This window comes from Syntrophomonas zehnderi OL-4, assembly GCF_000983115.1.
Lineage (GTDB): Bacteria > Bacillota > Syntrophomonadia > Syntrophomonadales > Syntrophomonadaceae > Syntrophomonas_B > Syntrophomonas_B zehnderi.
In genome coordinates this window covers 186,232-202,474 of sequence record NZ_CGIH01000027.1, presented here as the reverse complement: position 1 = coordinate 202,474, position 16,243 = coordinate 186,232, and the positions used below count along the sequence as shown (strand labels likewise).

The window sequence follows — 16,243 nt, the reverse complement described above, 5'->3', positions numbered from 1 at the left end:
CTCCAGGAACTGTTCCATTTCCTCGGGAGTCATGTCCAGGTATTTATACACTGTTGTTCGGGATAGATCCAAACGCCGGGATATCTGACTTATGTTAAAATGTTTGGCTTTTAGGTCCTGGATATCTAAATACATATTCCACCCTTCTGCTACGTTCATTTCTTCCTCCTCTGCTATGATCAAAGCTGTTTTTATTTCCAGCTCAATCATAGCCTTTTTGGAGGATTGTGGTAAATACTGTTCATTCTTATTTGTTGTTTTCTGTCCAATTTAGTTTAGCGGTTACACAGGTCTTATTGCAATATTGTTTAGCACCTACTGCAATACTATTTAGCATATAGTATGTACAGAAGATTAGTCGTTTTTCTAAAATAGCGGGCTCCAATAAAGAGCGCCGCTATTTTTCAAATTATACGCATCCAGTAGGTTTCGGTAGTCCGGCAATTTTGCACGCGCCTTTCCCCGGGCCGCTTGGGAATAAGGTGTAGATTTCTGATTGTTTTTTACCCGTATCCTTTAACATTTTTCTAACCATTGGGGCTACACCAAACTCCGCATAATATTCACGCAGATAGTTAATGATATCCCAGTGTTCCTGTGTCAACTCAACTTCTTCTGTGGTAGCCAGGACATGAGCGACTTCTTCGTCCCAGTCCGCAGCATTATCAAGAAAACCATCTTCATCTAAAAGCAAAATACGATCTCCTACTTTTAGTTCTGCCATTTTTAAATCCTCCTTATTTATCATATATATAATTATGCTGCAGCATTCCTTTCAGGCTGCTACAAGCACAATTTACTATTATTATATATTTTCAGAGCAAGGTTTTTAATGTTCAACCATACTTTGCTCCCTGACCGCGACCACCATTTTATACAAAATAGTTAAGATTAAGAAGCCGATAGCGTATACTCCTAAAACTATAGCCAACTCAGTACTTGAAGGTATATATTCTGTAACCCGTTCAAATGAATTGGGTACAAACCCTGCCAGTACCAGGCCTATCCCTTTGTCTAGCCAAGCAGCTATAAAAACTGCTGCCAGGGCAATAGTTAAAACCTTCTCATTGCGCCGCATACTCGGCACCAGAAGCAGACCAATACCTAAGAAAGCCAGTATTGCCGCTGTCCACATAAACGGAACCAGGTTATTATGTCCGTTTAATCCTACAAAAAGATATTGGAGCGCAGCCATATGTCCCGGAATATTACTGTAAAACGCTGTAAATACCTCCAAAAGAAAGAAAAAAACATTGGCAATCATTGCATAGGTTACGATTACCGCCAGCGACTGAATAGCCTCCTTTGAAGTCTTAAAGGACGTATACTTGCGCAGTATAAGACAAAGGATTATTAGGAGGGCTGGTCCTGCAGCAAAAGCCGAAGCCAAAAATCGTCCCGCCATTATTGCCGTTAACCAATAGTATCTTCCCGGCAGTCCCGCATAAAGAAAAGCAGTAACGGTATGGATGCTCACTGCCCACGGAATTGCAATATAAGTAAGTACCTTAGTCCAATGAGGGGCAGAAATTCCTTTTTTATCAGCACCCAATATGGTCCATCCAATAATTAAATTAAGCAACAGATAACCAAGAAGTACACACATATCCCAAAACATAACGGAATTGGGGGTTGGATGTAAAACAATGTTGAGGAAACGGGTTGGCTGTCCCATATCACAAAGGATGAACAGCATACAGACAATTACTGCCGCAACTGCCAAGAATTCACCTAAGATAACTATTGGCCCGAATGTTTTATGATCATGCAGGTAATAAGGTATCGCTACCATTACCGCAGATGCTGCTACCCCTACCATAAAGGTAAACTGAGAAATATATAAACCCCAGGTAACATCCCTACTCATTCCAGTAATACCCAAGCCGGTATTAAATTGTTCGAGGTAAGCTGTGAATCCGAAGATTATTATAATCATTAGAAAAACAATCCAGGTATAGTAACGTTTACTTCCGTACAAGACCTTCTCAAGCACCCTCTTCGTCCCCCCCGATCACATAATACACACTTGGTCCAGTTCCTAGTTCTGCTTTGCGGCGAATAGCAAAATTGCTCCGCAATACTTTTCTCACTTCCGAGTTAGGGTCATTTAAATCGCCAAATATAATGCCTCCACGGGAGACTTCAACACAAATCGGTTTTAACCCCTTGTTCAATCGCTCAACGCACATAGTACACTTTTCAACAACACCTATAGCTCTGGTAGGGTAGTCATGATTCATCATACCTATGTGCGGCCTTGGATCAATAAAATTAAAGCTTCTGGCACCATAAGGACACCCAGCCATGCAGTATCTGCAGCCGATACAGCGATGATAATCCATAACTACAATTCCATCAGGGCGTTTGAAGGTTGCCTTGGTTGGGCAAACCCTTACGCACATAGGCTCTTCACAGTGGTTGCACAATACCGGGAAGTTCATGGTTTTTATTTTTTCACTTAAGTATTTGCTCTCCATTTCTGCAAATGCATGCTCAAAATCTTCTTTCCAAATCCATTTAACTTCATGCTTAGGATCTTTAATATCGGGTACGTTATGATATTGATGACAAGCATTGGCGACCCTTTGAATATCTTCTGGTTTTTGAAACTTACTGATATCTATGACCATCCCCCAGTGTTTAGCCTGCAGAGCATTACTATCTTTATTCATTTCCGCAGCCTCAACCCTGAAATCGTCAAGACCTTCCATAACAACTATTCCGCCAATACCTGCTGCCGCAATAACTTTAAGAAAATCTCGTCTGTTCATTGTTTTAGACCAGCTCCTTTCGTTCCATTGTGGCAATCCCAACAATATGGATCAACTTGCGAGTAGGTATGGCAACTATCGCAAAAATTACTTTTGTTGGAATGGCATTGAAAACAGTTGTTTTCCAGGCTCATCTCATACTTTTGACCAGAGCTGCTTGTATAGACAGTATTGCCTTCGCGTACTACCTGGTCACGCCATTCGTTAAGCATACGCATATGATTGGCACGCATATAATCAGCACTTTCTATACATTCTTTTTTTTCTAACTGATTAATAGTTGGTGTATTCAAACTTAATTGGAGCGGCTGAGCTGTCTTCCCAACGTTTATAAAAAACGGAAAAGCGGCCACTAATACAAAAATAACAAGACCTATAATAATCTTCCTGCTGTTATACATCACTCTTTACCCCTTTTTCAGGTAGTGGTTCACAACGCAAGTCCAATGTTCGTTCAATTTCACCATCCATTACGAGAGCATTCGCAACTAATTCATGAACTCCCATTACTTCAACTCCCGGAACCCAATAATCCATCAGTGATGGGAAAGAAGCTCTGTCCAACGCACATATATTAGCTAATACATTGACCCCGTGGTTTTCCTGCACGTATTTTACTGCATTCGCCCGAGGGAAGCCTCCCCGCAAACGCAATTCCATGTTTTCTCCCGCGTTAAGCCCAGAACCACTCCCACAGCACAAAGTCTTTTCGCGGATTGTTTCTTCAGGCATTTCGAAGAAATTATTGCAGACTTTGTTGATAATATAGCGCGGTTCTTCTAGTAGTCCCATGCCTCTTGACGTATTACAAGAGTCATGATAGGTAATCCGCAGATGATCGTTGCGGCTCGGATCAAGTTTCAATTTGTTGTGGTAAATAAGATCCGCTGTAAATTCAGTAATATGAACCATTTTGGTTGATTTTGCATTTTCAAATTTTGTTCCTGTTATTGGAGAAATTGGTTCTTCCAAAAAGTCCGCCGGACCGTTCCAGGTATCCATATACTGATTTACCAACCGCCACATATGACCACATTCCCCCCCCAGGATCCATTTGACACCAAGTCTTTTGGCCTCGGCGTAAATCTTCGCATTGAGCCGTTTAGCCATCTCATTGGAGGTAAAGAATCCAAAGTTTCCTCCCTCAGACGCATATGTACTCATGGTGTAATCAAGGCCCAGCTGTTCGAAAAGCATTAAATAACCCATGCAAGTGAATATGCCCGGCTCAGCAAACAGATCTCCGGAGGGTGCTACGAATAGAATCTCTGCTCCCTTGCGGTTGAAAGAAGGATTAATCCGTTTGCCGGTTATAGTCTCAATATCATCAATCATAAACTCAATATTACTCATTATTGCCTGTGGTTCCATACCCACGTGGTTTCCTTTGATGTAGCAATTCGCTACCGGTCCGGAAATCCAGTCCGTGTTCAGACCCAGCAGGTTCAGCAATTCTCTTCCCATGATGGTTATTTCAGCTTGATCTATGCCATAAGGACAAAAAACTGAACATCGGCGGCATTCTGTACACTGGAAAAAATAGTACCACCATTCTTTAATAACATCTTCTGTAAGATCGCGAGCACCGGCTAAACGACCAAAGACTTTACCGGAAGTTGTAAAATATCTCTTGTAAATTGACCGCATAAGCTCGGCCCGCAATACCGGCATATTTTTGGGATCACCTGTTCCCATGTAAAAATGGCATTTATCTGCACAAGCACCGCAGCGCACGCACACATCCATAAACAATCTAAAAGAACGGTACTTGGACATATAATCTGAGATTCCTTCTATTATAGTCCCTTTCCAATCTTCGGGAAGTTTCCAGTCTTCATCTTCTGGCGACCAATCGCGAGCATTCGGGAAATTGACAATTTCCAAGTTTTTCGCCTTAGCTCCATAGCAGTATGTACCTGGCTTAAATTCAACTGGTGTATCCATCCAATCTGTTTTGGGGACATCAAACTTATGTTGGAGCAATTCGTCTTTCTTCGGTAACTTGGCCATTATCTCCTCACTCCTTTTCCAGCGGCAGGCCGACTTTACGCATCTTATCCCTGAACTCATCCTCATATTCTGAGTAATGGTGTTTTTCCACCTCATAATTCCAGGGATTAATGTACCTTTCAATGCGACTGTTGTTGGCCAGATTTCTGGTTGGACTTAAGAATATTCCCCCAGCATGCATTAATTTGCTACAAGGAAAATAAACTGCCAGACTGCTAACAAGAAATATATGAATATAAAAGATTGTGCCAATAGTCGTAGAGGTAGTTGGTTTGAAAGAAACCAGACTCATAGTCAGTTCCTTTACTGCTGCCACATCTACACCATAAACGTACCTTCCCAAAATACCACTGGCAGCAATTCCCAGTAACAATAGTACCGGAAAGTAATCTGCAATCTGAGAGATATATTTGATGTTGGGAATCATCACCCGTCTTAAGAAAAGATAAGTTAAAGCAGCCACAAGCAGCACATCTGTAATATATAACAGAGGAACACCGATCTGCAGAAAACTGTCCAATGATTCCAACCCAATTATCAGACCGGGAACCGGGTTTAAAAAGAACCTCAGATGCCTTAATAGAATAATCAGCATTGACCAGTGAAAGACGAGACTTCCAAACCAAAGCCATTGAGCAGAACCGAAAACTAATTTGTCCTCGATCTTTTCTGTTTTTGTATTTCTAAACAGTGATCTAAAAAGGGTAACCTCTAGTACCATTCTCCAAATAACGCCCCATGTATTTGTGGGATTTTCTATTTTATTCTGCTTTATCCAGGGCAAGGATTGCTGCTGTCCGCATGTTGTTGTGATACAAAACGGCACCGGTGACTTTCCCCACCTAACCACTCGAATGATAAATCCCCCGATAAATACTGCGATGGCAGTATAAGGAATAATAATTCCAAACAAAGTGTTCAGATGTAGAATTTCAACACCAACCCATGCCGTTAAAGCTAAAATTATTACCGCAAGCAGAGAGAACCAAACCTTCATCCCGCATCTCTCCCATACAAACGTTTAATTTCATTCATTTTGATTTCATAAATCTTGGCTTGGCAGTCTGAATAAATATCAAAGGCATGTAGACCGATTTCGTCTATACGCTTATCAACATCCCATATTTCTATAGACCAATTATTGGTTTGATCCCCTTCTGCCAGTTCATCTCTTATAATCTGCTTGAGTGTGAATATAAACTTCAATGCTTCCGCAGGTTTGAAATCCTGAATTGCCCTGAGTTTACAGATCTCCTGAAGTGGAGTAAGCAAATCCAGATTATCGTCAGGCTTTATCAGCCACTCAAAAATTTCCTCAGCATTTTTTTCTATTATGTAGGCCATGGGGTTGGTAAAGCGGCCCTTCTTGGTATTTACAATTAAAGGATCCTGCTTCGCATGAGAAGTGGATGCACTTGCTTGCCACTTTGATAGGATTTTAGGTTTTTTTTCACTAATTGCTGTGTAGATCGACAATTCCATTCTTACTTTACTCCCCTTATAATTAGGAAAAATAAGTCCTTTTTGAGTTAGTAAGGACGATTTGTTATTCAATTCGTCCTTACCAATCCCTTTTTAAGGAGCTCCTACCTTGCCTTTAAGCGCCACAAAGGTTGTTGTAATGTATAGGTATTCTATCTTGTCCTCGATAGCCAATTCTTTAATGGCATTGTCTACGTCAGACTTAACTTCTCCAATAGCTTTGGCAATGTCTTTGCTTTTGGCTTTTTCAACAGTTTCCAAATAAGCTAAAACTTTCTCTTTAATTTTGGGGTCTGCTGGTTCCTTTGACATTTGTATTCCTCCTCACTTTCAATTTGAGGTTGGAAAAGATCTTACTGCTGCTCATCGCTTATTAGTATTTAAATGCTGCGCTTGTCCGGAATGTTTCACGCGAAAATATATAATCATCTATACATTTGTCGCTAAAGGGAATATCCGCAAGGGTAAAAAATCTTTCCCAGCCAATACGTTCAACCCATTCACCAACCCGCTCACCACTCCGGGCATTTTTAAGCCAAACTTCCACAATATTGCGCACAGCCTCAGTTACTTCAGGCCAACGGGGCGGATTATTAGGCAGATATGGAATAACTAGACGTGAAAAACTTGGCGCAGTACGCGCGTTGGAAACCTTCCCGCCAATCATGATAGCCACACCATCGTTTTTGGGATCCATGATATCCATAGCCGGGGACATGGTGAAACAGTTTCCGCAATACATACATTTTTCATCCTTAAGGGCAACACTCTTGTTTTTAGGATCCGGACGAATAGCTCCGGTTGGGCAACTGGCAACCAGACTTGGAATCTCCGCACCTTTTTGCAGTATTTCATGTTTTATGGTGGGAACGGTTCTATGTACACCCAATATTGCAATATCACTGCAATGTACTGCACCACACATATTAAGACAGCAAGCCATGGCAACTCTCAGTTTAGCCGGTAGGTCATCACGTCCAAAATATTCATATAAATCATCCATTACTGCCTTAACTATACCGGAAGCATCGGTTGCCGGAGTATGGCAGTGAATCCAGCCCTGAGTATGTACGATGTTACTCAGTGAGTTACCGGTTCCGCCGACAGGCAATCCTTTAGCTTTACATGCTTCGATTAAAGGTTCCACTTTAGATGCGTCTCCGGTTAGGAATTCAATATTATTACGGCTAGTGAACCGCAGATAACCGTCACAATATTCATCCGCCAGGGCACAGATGTCGCGAATGAAATCAACACTTACCAATCGGGGAGAACCGACCCGAATAGTGTACAGCTCATCTCCAGAATTAGCTACATGCTTCAAAAGACCTGGTTTTACTTTTTCGTGGTATTTCCATTGTCCGTAGTTCTCCCGAATTACCGGCGGAAGATTTTCTTTATAATCTGGGGGGCCAATGTCAATTTTAGCCATTAATCTTCACCTCTTGTATGTTGTATTTAACCGCTTTATAAATGAATCATCTTGCATTCGGAAGGATATCTATTTATTTATTTCTTCCTCTTGCCAGAATACATACGGATTAGCACGAGGTCGGAAAACCATTTGCGGTACAGGCGGTAATCCTACTTCACGTAAAAACGTTCCCATTCCTACACGGTATATCAGTTCACCCAATCTTTCGCGGGTCTTACCGTTCTCGTCCCACCAATCCCAGATACGATACATCAGATCCTTAAATTCGGTATAAGGTGGCTCCATTTTCATGAAGGGAACGATTACCCAGGACATGAAGGCTGATTTAACAATAGTGGATTTTCCTCCCAAAAGGATTGATGCCCCTTTCTCTTTACCAGGTTGTATAGCTTTGGGCATCATATTAATACAATGCATACACCGTGAACAATCTTCAGGTATTACAGTTAACTCATTGTTTATGGCATCAAATTCCAGGGCACGAGTTGGACATTTGTCGCATACTAAACGTTGGATATTCATCCCACTCTCAGCATAAGCCTTTACCTCATCATTATTAATAATAAGGGTATCACGCCATGTTCCGATTACTGAACAGTCTGCACGGGCGATTGCTGCAACACAGTCGTTGGCACAACCAGACATTTTAATTTTAAATTTGTATGGCCACATGGGACGATGTAGTTCATCCTGAAATTCGTTCGTGATATCATAACACATGTCCAGAGTATCATAGCAAGCAAATTCGCAGCGGCCGGGCCCAACACAGCAGCTAGGGGATCGTAAATCAGAGCCGGATCCGCCTAAGTCATAGCCAGCATCGCTAAATTCGTCAAAAGTAGGCTGTAATTCATCAGTTGTGGTTCCCAACAGAATAATATCACCGGTAGATCCATGCATATTGGTCAAACCGCTGCCGTGCTTTTCCCAGATATCGCATATCTCCCGTAGCGATTTTGTTGAATAGAACCAGCCGCTGGGTTGATTAATACGCATTGTATGGAACTCTTTCAGATTCGGATACTCCTCCGGCAAGTCAGTATAACGACCGATAACACCTCCCCCGTATCCTCTCACTCCTACGATGCCACCATGTTTCCAATGTCCCTTGTTATCCTCATAAGAACGTTCCATGAGACCTAATAACTCATTAGCAGCAGGACTCTTTACGGCAGCCCTTTTTATTTCAGTAACAAAACTTGGCCAAGGACCTTTTTCCAACTCGTCTAACTGTGGTGTTTTTTTATCTTCCGCCATGGTCAATCCTCCTGTCGGTTAATATTGTTTGTATTAAACCTCCGTAACCGAGATAGCCTCGCTAGGGCAAACTGATGTACAAGCCTCACAACCCATGCATTCGGTGGGATCTCCAGACACAAATGCCTTCTCGCCATTAAAACCCAAAATTCGAGCAGGGCATCCTTCGGTGCATTCGTTGCAGCCTGTACATATTTCCTCGTCAATAGCAACTATAAACACTTTTCCTCCTCCATTTCTTTATCTGAACCTTTTTAAGGCAGGATGCTGTTGATTGTGTAATAAATTTCACTTACCTTGATATAAGTAAAACATTGTATAATGAACCTGTAAAATATCAATACTTTATAGCACTATCAAAAACCCTTATTACAACCAAATAGATATGCCGCCTTCCAAATACACGGCCTCCTCTAAACCCATTGATTGCAAAAAACAGACAGCATCGTAGCTGCGGATACCCAAACCGCAAACCACCACAACTGGCCGGTCACAAGGTATTTCGTGATATCTTTCTCGCAGCTCACCAGCAGGAATCAGCAATACATCCTTTTCACTAAGTGGCTTAGCCTTGACTTCATCCGGTTCTCGTATATCGAGGAAGCAAATGGGCACTTGGGTATTCTTCAGTAAGTCTAAAGCAAGCGGTGATATCCCCCTGGACAGTCCACAACGTTTGTTTTCCAGGGTATTGGCTGCATGTATGGCAATATCTATTGCTTCTGAATAAGGAGGTGCATATCCAAGATCCAGATTGGCTATATCCTTTAACGAAGCACCAAATTTAATCGCCACACTAAAAACATCTACACGCTTTATCGCCTCGCCTGCTCCGCAAACCTGCGCCCCTAATAAACGTCCTGTACTCCGATCAGCAATTAATTTTATTGTCAGAGAGCTGTGCAAAGGATAATAATGTGGTGAGTCATGCCCAGATACAATTCCAGAAATAACGTTATTTCCCAAGCTAACAGCTTCAAATTCTCCTAAACCTGTTTTGCCAATATTTAAATCAAATGCCTGTAGAACTGTAGTACCCATTACTGCAGAAAACTCAGTATCAAGACCGGCAATATTGTCTGCTACTACCCTGCCCTGCTTATTCGCTGTAGATGCCAACGGAATATATACTTCTTGTTCACTAACCTTGTTAATTTGGGATGCGCAGTCTCCTGCGGCAAAAATGTGAGGGTCACTGGTACGCAGATGAGCATCTACTTTAATCGCACCATTGCTAGCCAGCTCTAAGCCGGCAACTTGAGCCAGGTCGACTCGAGGCCGTACCCCGGTAGCTACAATCACTGCATCAGTGATAATCTCACCCTGGTTGGTTGTGATGCTGTTGACACTCCCATCCTCACCGCAGTTTATCGCTTTCACCCGACATTTAAGCTGTAAATCAACCTTATATTGCTTCATTTGCGCAGCAACCAATTGAGCGATATCAGGATCCAGAAGCTTAGGCAGAACTTGATTCTGTGCTTCACAGACAGTCACCTTAATACGACGTCCTGCTAAAGCATCAGCAACCTCCATTCCGATTACTCCCGCACCGATTATTGTCACATGTTGAGCATTTTTCGTCCGCAAATATTCCTGCAAGCGAAGTGCGTCATTAGGTTGGTGCATCGTAAAAACACCAGGCGTTTCAAGTCCCTTTATCGGTGGAGTTATAGCTACAGCCCCAGTTGCCAGAACCAGATAATCATATTCTAGTTCAGATTGAATCTGGCTCTCTAAGTGAATGATACTTACCCTTTTACGCTCCCTGTCAATGCCTGTCGCCCTGGTTCCGGCTAGAATCCTGATATCCTTCCTGGTACGGAAAAATTCTATATCACGTGCAACACCATAAGATGTAGCATACAGACTGCTAAACTCCGGCACCAGATTAGCCAGATAAAATGGCATGCCGCATGACCCAAAGGATATAAACTCACCTTGTTCGACTATAGTAATTTCAGCATCAGGTACAAGCCTGCGAAGCCGTGCGGCTGTTTTCGGACCTGCAGCCATACCTCCAATTATAATAACTTTCATATACTTGACCTCTTTCCTCGCTAACCTCCCATACCCGCTGGGTACAAGCAAATATTACAATTAAGATTACCTGTGGTAGGTTCAACCTAAGCTAAGTAAAAGATTCTATAACGTTAGCCTAGCAAGAGTTCTACATTGCGGGGAGTATTTGAGAACAGGCGGCGAACTAATTAGGCTGCTTCGGTAAACGAACCGGACAGATTATAAGTTTTTTACGTAATACTCAGTACAGCTTAAGAATTCAGACAGATATGATATTAATAAATTGTTATTCGTCTAAAAATTCCAGGTATGGCTTATCTACACTTACTAGTGCATTAACCATTAACTCGACCAGGCCTCCGTACTGAACATTAAACTTCTCAGTCGCATCGTAATATTTTAAAATTCCCCTCATGGTTCCCTTACAGTTGGAACATGGGGCGCAGATATACTTAGGTATGCTACTGTCATCGATAGTATCGGAAAATGCCCTTAAAATTTGTTCGAACTTAACTCGGGCACTCAGTTTATCTCGGAACTTATCAAAATTAAAGCTGTTCATTATGGCGAATCCGCTACCTCCGCCGCAGCAATAGTTATCTACTCCGTGGGGTGTCATTTCCCTGAATTGATGAGTTATATTTTTTAATATATCTCTCTGCGGCTGAACGATTCCCATCTGTCTAACCATATTACAAGGATCATGCAAGGTTATCGGGAAGTTATTTTTGTTTGGATCGAATCTTAGCCTTTTGTTTTTTACCAGATCCCACATAATGGGTAGCCAGCTTTCAACCGGCACCTTATCTTCTCCATATAAAAAACGGTCGGCTACAACTCCGGCAGCTTTATGTGCATGTCCACACTCGCCTATGACAATTCTTCTTACCCCTAGTTCCTTGGCCGCCTGCATTTGTTGCAAGGCAACTTTTTTGGCCTGTGCGTCATCATACCAGATACCATAGTTAACACTGTCATAACCTATCATGTCACTACTAAGAGTCCAATCAACCCCGGCTTCCTCAAACAGGATAGCAAAAGCAGCTGGATTCTCAGGCCAGGCAACAAATTCACCTGTATTATGAACCAATAGAATATCGGCACCCTTCTTGTCTATAGGAATCTTTATCTTACGCCCGATTCTATCCTCAATATCCTCTTCCATGAATTCCACCATATCTACAAAGGCAGCTTTGCCAACGCCAGTAGATGAGCCGGTCTTAAGCTGAAGTATGGTTCCTTTGTCATGTAAAGGCGTAGGCGCAATTCCCATCTCCTGACTAAATATCTTGCGAATTTCTTTTGCAAATAGTGAATTATCCAGGCCCAACGGGCAGGTTTGCGCACAGCGGCGACACAGATTGCAACGATAAGCTAATTCACCTAACCTGGCGATAGTTTCCCAATTTACGTCAATATCTCCGCCGATAAATTTTTTGTATAGCTTTCCGCCGGAGGTAAAATACTTATTATAAATTTTTCTCAAAACATCTGCCCGGAAAATCGGTCTGTATAACTCGTTATCGCCAGAAGCTTTATATATATGGCAGGCATCTGAGCAGGTATTACACTTGGCACAATATTCAAAGGACAATTTCAAAGGCTGCAAAACACCATTGTTGGCATCCGAAAATATTTTTTCCAACCCGTTCAGGAATTTCTGAACAAATTCTATTTCTTCGGCTTCTGTTTTAGGGCGCTGTAGTGTGTCAATGCCTGCACAACCATCTAAAGAAGTACAATACTTCTCTCTCCATTCAGGTTTAACATCGGGAAAATCAGGTTCCATGCCCGGCTGATCATAAGGAAAACTCAAAGGCATTAAGTCATTTAACTGGATCAGCTGTTCACACGGTTTACCCAATTCCTGTGGTCTTAAATCTTTTTGATTCACAGTTTAGTCTCCTTTCACCCTAATGATTCACGCTTTGATTCTGAAAGCTACTGCATATGCGGCGCAGACCATTTAGTTGTGGGCCGGGTGCGCGTCTCAGCTTTTAAACGGTTTTCAATATTACTGCCGGCTACATTCGGCTCATTTTCCCAAAGAATCTTATGGAAAGTAAAGTATTTTCCTACATAATGTCCCATCTTACTGATGGGAATATAAACCATCATTACTTCCCATAAAAGCAGATGAATAAGCAAGGCCGTATTCGGTACAATTGAAAGCGTAATGGCATCAGCAGTTATCTGCCGAGCAGTACCGAAAGTCAAGTCTGGACTCCATACTATGATTCCGCTCACTAAAACAGCTACAAGGAGGATTAAGTTAAAGTATTCCTGTGGGGTTGTATACTTTTTAAGTATTGGGTCAAAAATTCTGCGCAGTAAAAGAGAAGCGGCACCGAACGTGGTTATGATAAAACCAACCAACCCGGTGAATATGGTTAAGTAATAAAGTAGCGCCGGCCATACAGAAGCATGTGAGTTTACGGATATACCGGCCAAATCCGTAATTGCCCCGGCAACCAATAAGATTGTCCAGGCAATCATAATATAGATGCCTAAATGAAATAAATAGGAAATCCACCACAACGATCTTTGATTTTGGAAAAGCTTTTTAATAAACAACATTTCTTTGAGCATATCCTTAATCTCTGATGCTTTGGATATCTGCCGCGGCTTACTCCACCATTCCGGTTCTTCCATGTATGATCCCCCATATGTATGCCTTTCCTTTTCCTGGGGCACCGGGTATAGTTCCATCCTTCCATGCAATGGCATTCGTCCATAATAAATAGCTTTCCTGGCTGACAGGCCAATAAACAAAAGCAGTGCTACATAAGCTGAAAGCCCCAATATCAATTTTCTGCGCCTCCCTCTATAATAATGAAGTTTTTCACAAAACTTTTACTGTCTTTTAGTTTAAGAAAAGCCGCAACCTTTGTAAAATCGCATATTTTTATCGATATGATAAGAATTTCGAATTATTAGTTTAAGAATTACATGCCAGATCATATATTAATGGAAAACCCTTGTTATCGGGTTTCAAGACCTGATAACAAGGGTTTTCGTTTTTGTTATTCGTATTAAATTACTTGGATACCAATACGATTCTATTTAAAGGATCCCATCCCACCTGATAACCTAATCCTTCAGCCACGTAACGAGCCGGGATCATAGTTCTGCCATTGAACGAAACTTACTCGATAGCCGTGGTTAATAGCTTCAATCAACCCCGGTTAGTTCGCACTACAAGTGAACTGTTAGACTGAAAAATTCTCCTTTTTAAGCCGCTTAGGTATGCTGGAATAAACTATATTTGTTTCGACAAAAAATTTATACGCACCCGGCGGGCAGCTTATTCTTTGATAATCAAATCCATCACATCACGTCGCATACTTGGGGGAACTTCCTTGGTGGGCTTGCCTACGCGCATGAGCATTTGTATCGTTCCTCCATCTGGGGCATAGTCTCGATGAATGCCTTGGTAGAGCTCGTTCATTTCAGGGTATTCCTCCAAAACCTGACTAAGCGGCTGCATAACCAGACCTTGCTGATGCGCTGCCAGTATCATTTCACTGTAAAGCATTCCGCTTTTTACCTGATTGACACGCGTATTATCCTTGGAAATAATCATGGTATAAACGGGCGTGTTATCTACGGCTGTCTGCGTAGACTGAATAAATAAATCAGCTGCCGGTTTGCCGCTGTTCAATGAGGGAAAAAGCGTGACCAGACCCTGCATAAGATGCTTCATAATTCCAGAATTACCCTGCCCTTCGATGGAAAAGCCATAACGATATTGGTTTTTCTGGTATTCATTGGCACGAAAGATAGTCTCTGATTCTTGCATAACGCGGTTCACACCTGCTTCTATGGTGGCTCCTTGCATGGCATAACTTCTCAATTTGTCTAGGTTTTCTTTATCCTGAAAAAATCTTATAGACATATCGTCATCTCTATTAATATTTTTCAGCCCTTTAATCTGTTCCGCACTCAACCTGGTTGACTGATAGGGTGCCCGGTTGGTTTCCGGCCAAAACATATAATCATAAAAAGGTGCGCTTGCGGGAGTTTCCTTGGCAAGCGTAATTTGGGCAACCGGCATGGCACTCATACTCTCCGCCAATCTCTGCTCGTCATAGCCGCCTTGCGGAAACAGTATTATATCCGTTTTATAACCCAATTTTTTTCCGGCCATATTGATATAGCCTAAAAAGGTGCCTTGTGTAATCATGGCTTGCCGCGCCAAAGGATCTACCTCTTTGGTTAAGCGGTCACTGTCGGCATATAAGTAGAATACCCTGGGGTCATCCTCTTTCAGACGTATTTTCCATGGCTGCATATTATGACCGTTGGCTGCCAGCAGCCCATGTGCCGCAAGCTGGATTCTAGGATCGGCAAATTTTTGTGGGTAGTCTTTTTCCCATGGTTCCAGGTAGGCGGGTTTTACAAAAGCGCCGCTTAAGGTCAGCAAAGCTATAACAGCGACACCTATAAAACCAATTAAGCCAAAAATAATCGTCTTCATCATTTTTATAAATCCTTTCTTTCCATTTTATTATGTATTAACCAAATTATATCAATTGCTTGGGGAACCGGCCCACCTCTTTCATACGTGATAATCGTCAAGATTGTTTTTTTCTGGCTGTACTGAATACGCCGAAATACCAGGGCTATTAACTTCATTGACTTTTGAAATGAAGATAGGATAAGATGCAGACCGGTGTGAAATATAAACACCACAACTCTAAAATCAAAATCCCTATCCATTCGCCCCCTTGCATATTGGGATGAAACACCCCCAGCAAAGGTATAACGCAGATGAAAGCAAATATGCCATGCGCCAATAAAAGCCCTTTTAACCACTTGTCTCTGTTTTTCTGGGCATTGACTGTCCAGCCAATAAAGAAAGTCGCTAAAGCCATAAAGGCGTATCCTAATAAATTATAGTTAAAAAATAATCCAAATTCGGTATAATCCAATATACGTTTGGTTTGCTCATTTAGGACTTCCAGACGGACTGTGGTTAGCTGGGCAAAATATACCATCATGATTAAGGTGACATATACAGTTGCAAAGGCAATGGCCGTGTAGCTTATAGCTTTCGCTCCTTTTTTACTGTATGCAGCAAATGAACAGATCATAGGGACAAATCCCCAGGCGATAAGCATACTCGCCAGATAGTTTCCAAAACTGCTGGCTGTGATCATCGACAAGGCAAATCCTAATACCCCTGCAAGTGTTAACAGGGCAGCATACATGCCTGCTTTTTTATCCACGTTTACGAACCTCCAGAGATATAACCAATAATACATAT

General features: G+C 42.0%; 18 protein-coding genes. All 18 read right to left on the bottom strand.

Going from position 1 to position 16,243, the window contains the following annotated elements; translation table 11 throughout:
* Positions 1-210, bottom strand: a 210-nt coding sequence (locus AAV90_RS14110; protein WP_207642033.1) for a helix-turn-helix domain-containing protein, incomplete at its 3' end; no start/stop codon positions are given.
* Positions 211-409: 199 nt separating this feature from the next.
* Positions 410-724: a TusE/DsrC/DsvC family sulfur relay protein gene (locus AAV90_RS08295; protein ID WP_046497590.1), complete on the bottom strand. Its 315-nt coding sequence runs from the start codon at positions 722-724 to the stop codon at positions 410-412.
* A gap of 105 nt (positions 725-829) precedes the next feature.
* Entirely contained in the window at positions 830-1,993 is a 1,164-nt protein-coding gene (dsrP, locus tag AAV90_RS08290) for a sulfate reduction electron transfer complex DsrMKJOP subunit DsrP (RefSeq protein WP_046497586.1), read from the bottom strand.
* Positions 1,986-2,771, bottom strand: coding sequence for a sulfate reduction electron transfer complex DsrMKJOP subunit DsrO (dsrO, locus tag AAV90_RS08285; RefSeq protein ID WP_046497585.1), 786 nt, complete (start codon positions 2,769-2,771; stop codon positions 1,986-1,988). The genes dsrP and dsrO overlap by 8 nt, the downstream gene beginning before the upstream one ends.
* On the bottom strand, positions 2,768-3,172 hold the full coding sequence (gene dsrJ, locus AAV90_RS08280) for a sulfate reduction electron transfer complex DsrMKJOP subunit DsrJ (RefSeq protein ID WP_046497583.1): 405 nt from the start codon (positions 3,170-3,172) through the stop codon (positions 2,768-2,770). Before dsrJ ends, dsrO begins: the two co-directional genes overlap by 4 nt.
* Positions 3,165-4,781, bottom strand: coding sequence for a sulfate reduction electron transfer complex DsrMKJOP subunit DsrK (gene dsrK, locus AAV90_RS08275; RefSeq protein ID WP_046497580.1), 1,617 nt, complete (start codon positions 4,779-4,781; stop codon positions 3,165-3,167). Before dsrK (AAV90_RS08275) ends, dsrJ begins: the two co-directional genes overlap by 8 nt.
* Positions 4,782-4,788: 7 nt before the next feature.
* Positions 4,789-5,778, bottom strand: a complete 990-nt coding sequence (gene dsrM, locus AAV90_RS08270; protein WP_046497578.1) for a sulfate reduction electron transfer complex DsrMKJOP subunit DsrM — start codon at positions 5,776-5,778, stop codon at positions 4,789-4,791.
* Entirely contained in the window at positions 5,775-6,335 is a 561-nt protein-coding gene (locus AAV90_RS08265) for an RsbRD N-terminal domain-containing protein (RefSeq protein ID WP_198142838.1), read from the bottom strand. The genes dsrM and AAV90_RS08265 overlap by 4 nt, the downstream gene beginning before the upstream one ends.
* 21 nt (positions 6,336-6,356) lie before the next feature.
* Positions 6,357-6,575 carry a hypothetical protein gene (locus AAV90_RS08260; protein WP_046497573.1) on the bottom strand — a complete coding sequence of 73 codons (219 nt, stop codon included), beginning with the start codon at positions 6,573-6,575 and terminating at the stop codon, positions 6,357-6,359.
* 61 nt (positions 6,576-6,636) lie between these two features.
* On the bottom strand, positions 6,637-7,695 hold the full coding sequence (dsrB, locus tag AAV90_RS08255) for a dissimilatory-type sulfite reductase subunit beta (protein ID WP_046497570.1): 1,059 nt from the start codon (positions 7,693-7,695) through the stop codon (positions 6,637-6,639).
* Positions 7,696-7,764: 69 nt separating this feature from the next.
* A complete protein-coding gene (gene dsrA, locus AAV90_RS08250; RefSeq protein ID WP_046497569.1) occupies positions 7,765-8,955 on the bottom strand; it encodes a dissimilatory-type sulfite reductase subunit alpha in 1,191 nt (396 codons plus the stop codon).
* Positions 8,956-8,988: 33 nt separating this feature from the next.
* On the bottom strand, positions 8,989-9,177 hold the full coding sequence (locus tag AAV90_RS08245) for an indolepyruvate ferredoxin oxidoreductase subunit alpha (protein WP_076982627.1): 189 nt from the start codon (positions 9,175-9,177) through the stop codon (positions 8,989-8,991).
* Between the two features lie 147 nt (positions 9,178-9,324).
* The gene (locus tag AAV90_RS08240) at positions 9,325-10,995 is read right to left on the bottom strand and encodes an FAD-dependent oxidoreductase (protein WP_046497564.1); all 1,671 of its coding nucleotides are present in this window, start codon (positions 10,993-10,995) and stop codon (positions 9,325-9,327) included.
* Between the two features lie 268 nt (positions 10,996-11,263).
* Complete coding sequence (dsrK, locus tag AAV90_RS08235; RefSeq protein ID WP_046497561.1) at positions 11,264-12,871, bottom strand: sulfate reduction electron transfer complex DsrMKJOP subunit DsrK; 1,608 nt, start codon at positions 12,869-12,871, stop codon at positions 11,264-11,266.
* A 47-nt stretch (positions 12,872-12,918) separates the two neighbouring features.
* The gene (locus tag AAV90_RS08230; RefSeq protein WP_046497559.1) at positions 12,919-13,785 is read right to left on the bottom strand and encodes a respiratory nitrate reductase subunit gamma; all 867 of its coding nucleotides are present in this window, start codon (positions 13,783-13,785) and stop codon (positions 12,919-12,921) included.
* Between the two features lie 229 nt (positions 13,786-14,014).
* Entirely contained in the window at positions 14,015-14,101 is an 87-nt protein-coding gene (locus AAV90_RS15715) for a stalk domain-containing protein (RefSeq protein ID WP_076982626.1), read from the bottom strand.
* Positions 14,102-14,281: 180 nt separating this feature from the next.
* Positions 14,282-15,457, bottom strand: a complete 1,176-nt coding sequence (locus AAV90_RS08225; protein WP_157609520.1) for an Acg family FMN-binding oxidoreductase — start codon at positions 15,455-15,457, stop codon at positions 14,282-14,284.
* 151 nt (positions 15,458-15,608) lie between these two features.
* Positions 15,609-16,205 (bottom strand): hypothetical protein, encoded by a 597-nt coding sequence (locus AAV90_RS08220; RefSeq protein WP_242847514.1) that lies wholly within the window; start codon positions 16,203-16,205, stop codon positions 15,609-15,611.
* Positions 16,206-16,243 lie beyond the last annotated feature (38 nt).

Coding starts and splice junctions, on each gene's coding strand:
- dsrM (WP_046497578.1), bottom strand. CDS start 5,778: ATGAAGGTTTGGTTCTCTCTGCTTGCGGTAATAATTTTAGCTTTAACG.
- AAV90_RS08225 (WP_157609520.1), bottom strand. CDS start 15,457: ATGATGAAGACGATTATTTTTGGCTTAATTGGTTTTATAGGTGTCGCT.
- AAV90_RS08295 (WP_046497590.1), bottom strand. CDS start 724: ATGGCAGAACTAAAAGTAGGAGATCGTATTTTGCTTTTAGATGAAGAT.
- AAV90_RS08260 (WP_046497573.1), bottom strand. CDS start 6,575: ATGTCAAAGGAACCAGCAGACCCCAAAATTAAAGAGAAAGTTTTAGCT.
- AAV90_RS08240 (WP_046497564.1), bottom strand. CDS start 10,995: ATGAAAGTTATTATAATTGGAGGTATGGCTGCAGGTCCGAAAACAGCC.
- dsrB (WP_046497570.1), bottom strand. CDS start 7,695: ATGGCTAAAATTGACATTGGCCCCCCAGATTATAAAGAAAATCTTCCG.
- AAV90_RS15715 (WP_076982626.1), bottom strand. CDS start 14,101: ATGATCCCGGCTCGTTACGTGGCTGAAGGATTAGGTTATCAGGTGGGA.
- dsrJ (WP_046497583.1), bottom strand. CDS start 3,172: ATGTATAACAGCAGGAAGATTATTATAGGTCTTGTTATTTTTGTATTA.
- dsrA (WP_046497569.1), bottom strand. CDS start 8,955: ATGGCGGAAGATAAAAAAACACCACAGTTAGACGAGTTGGAAAAAGGT.
- dsrK (WP_046497580.1), bottom strand. CDS start 4,781: ATGGCCAAGTTACCGAAGAAAGACGAATTGCTCCAACATAAGTTTGAT.
- dsrO (WP_046497585.1), bottom strand. CDS start 2,771: ATGAACAGACGAGATTTTCTTAAAGTTATTGCGGCAGCAGGTATTGGC.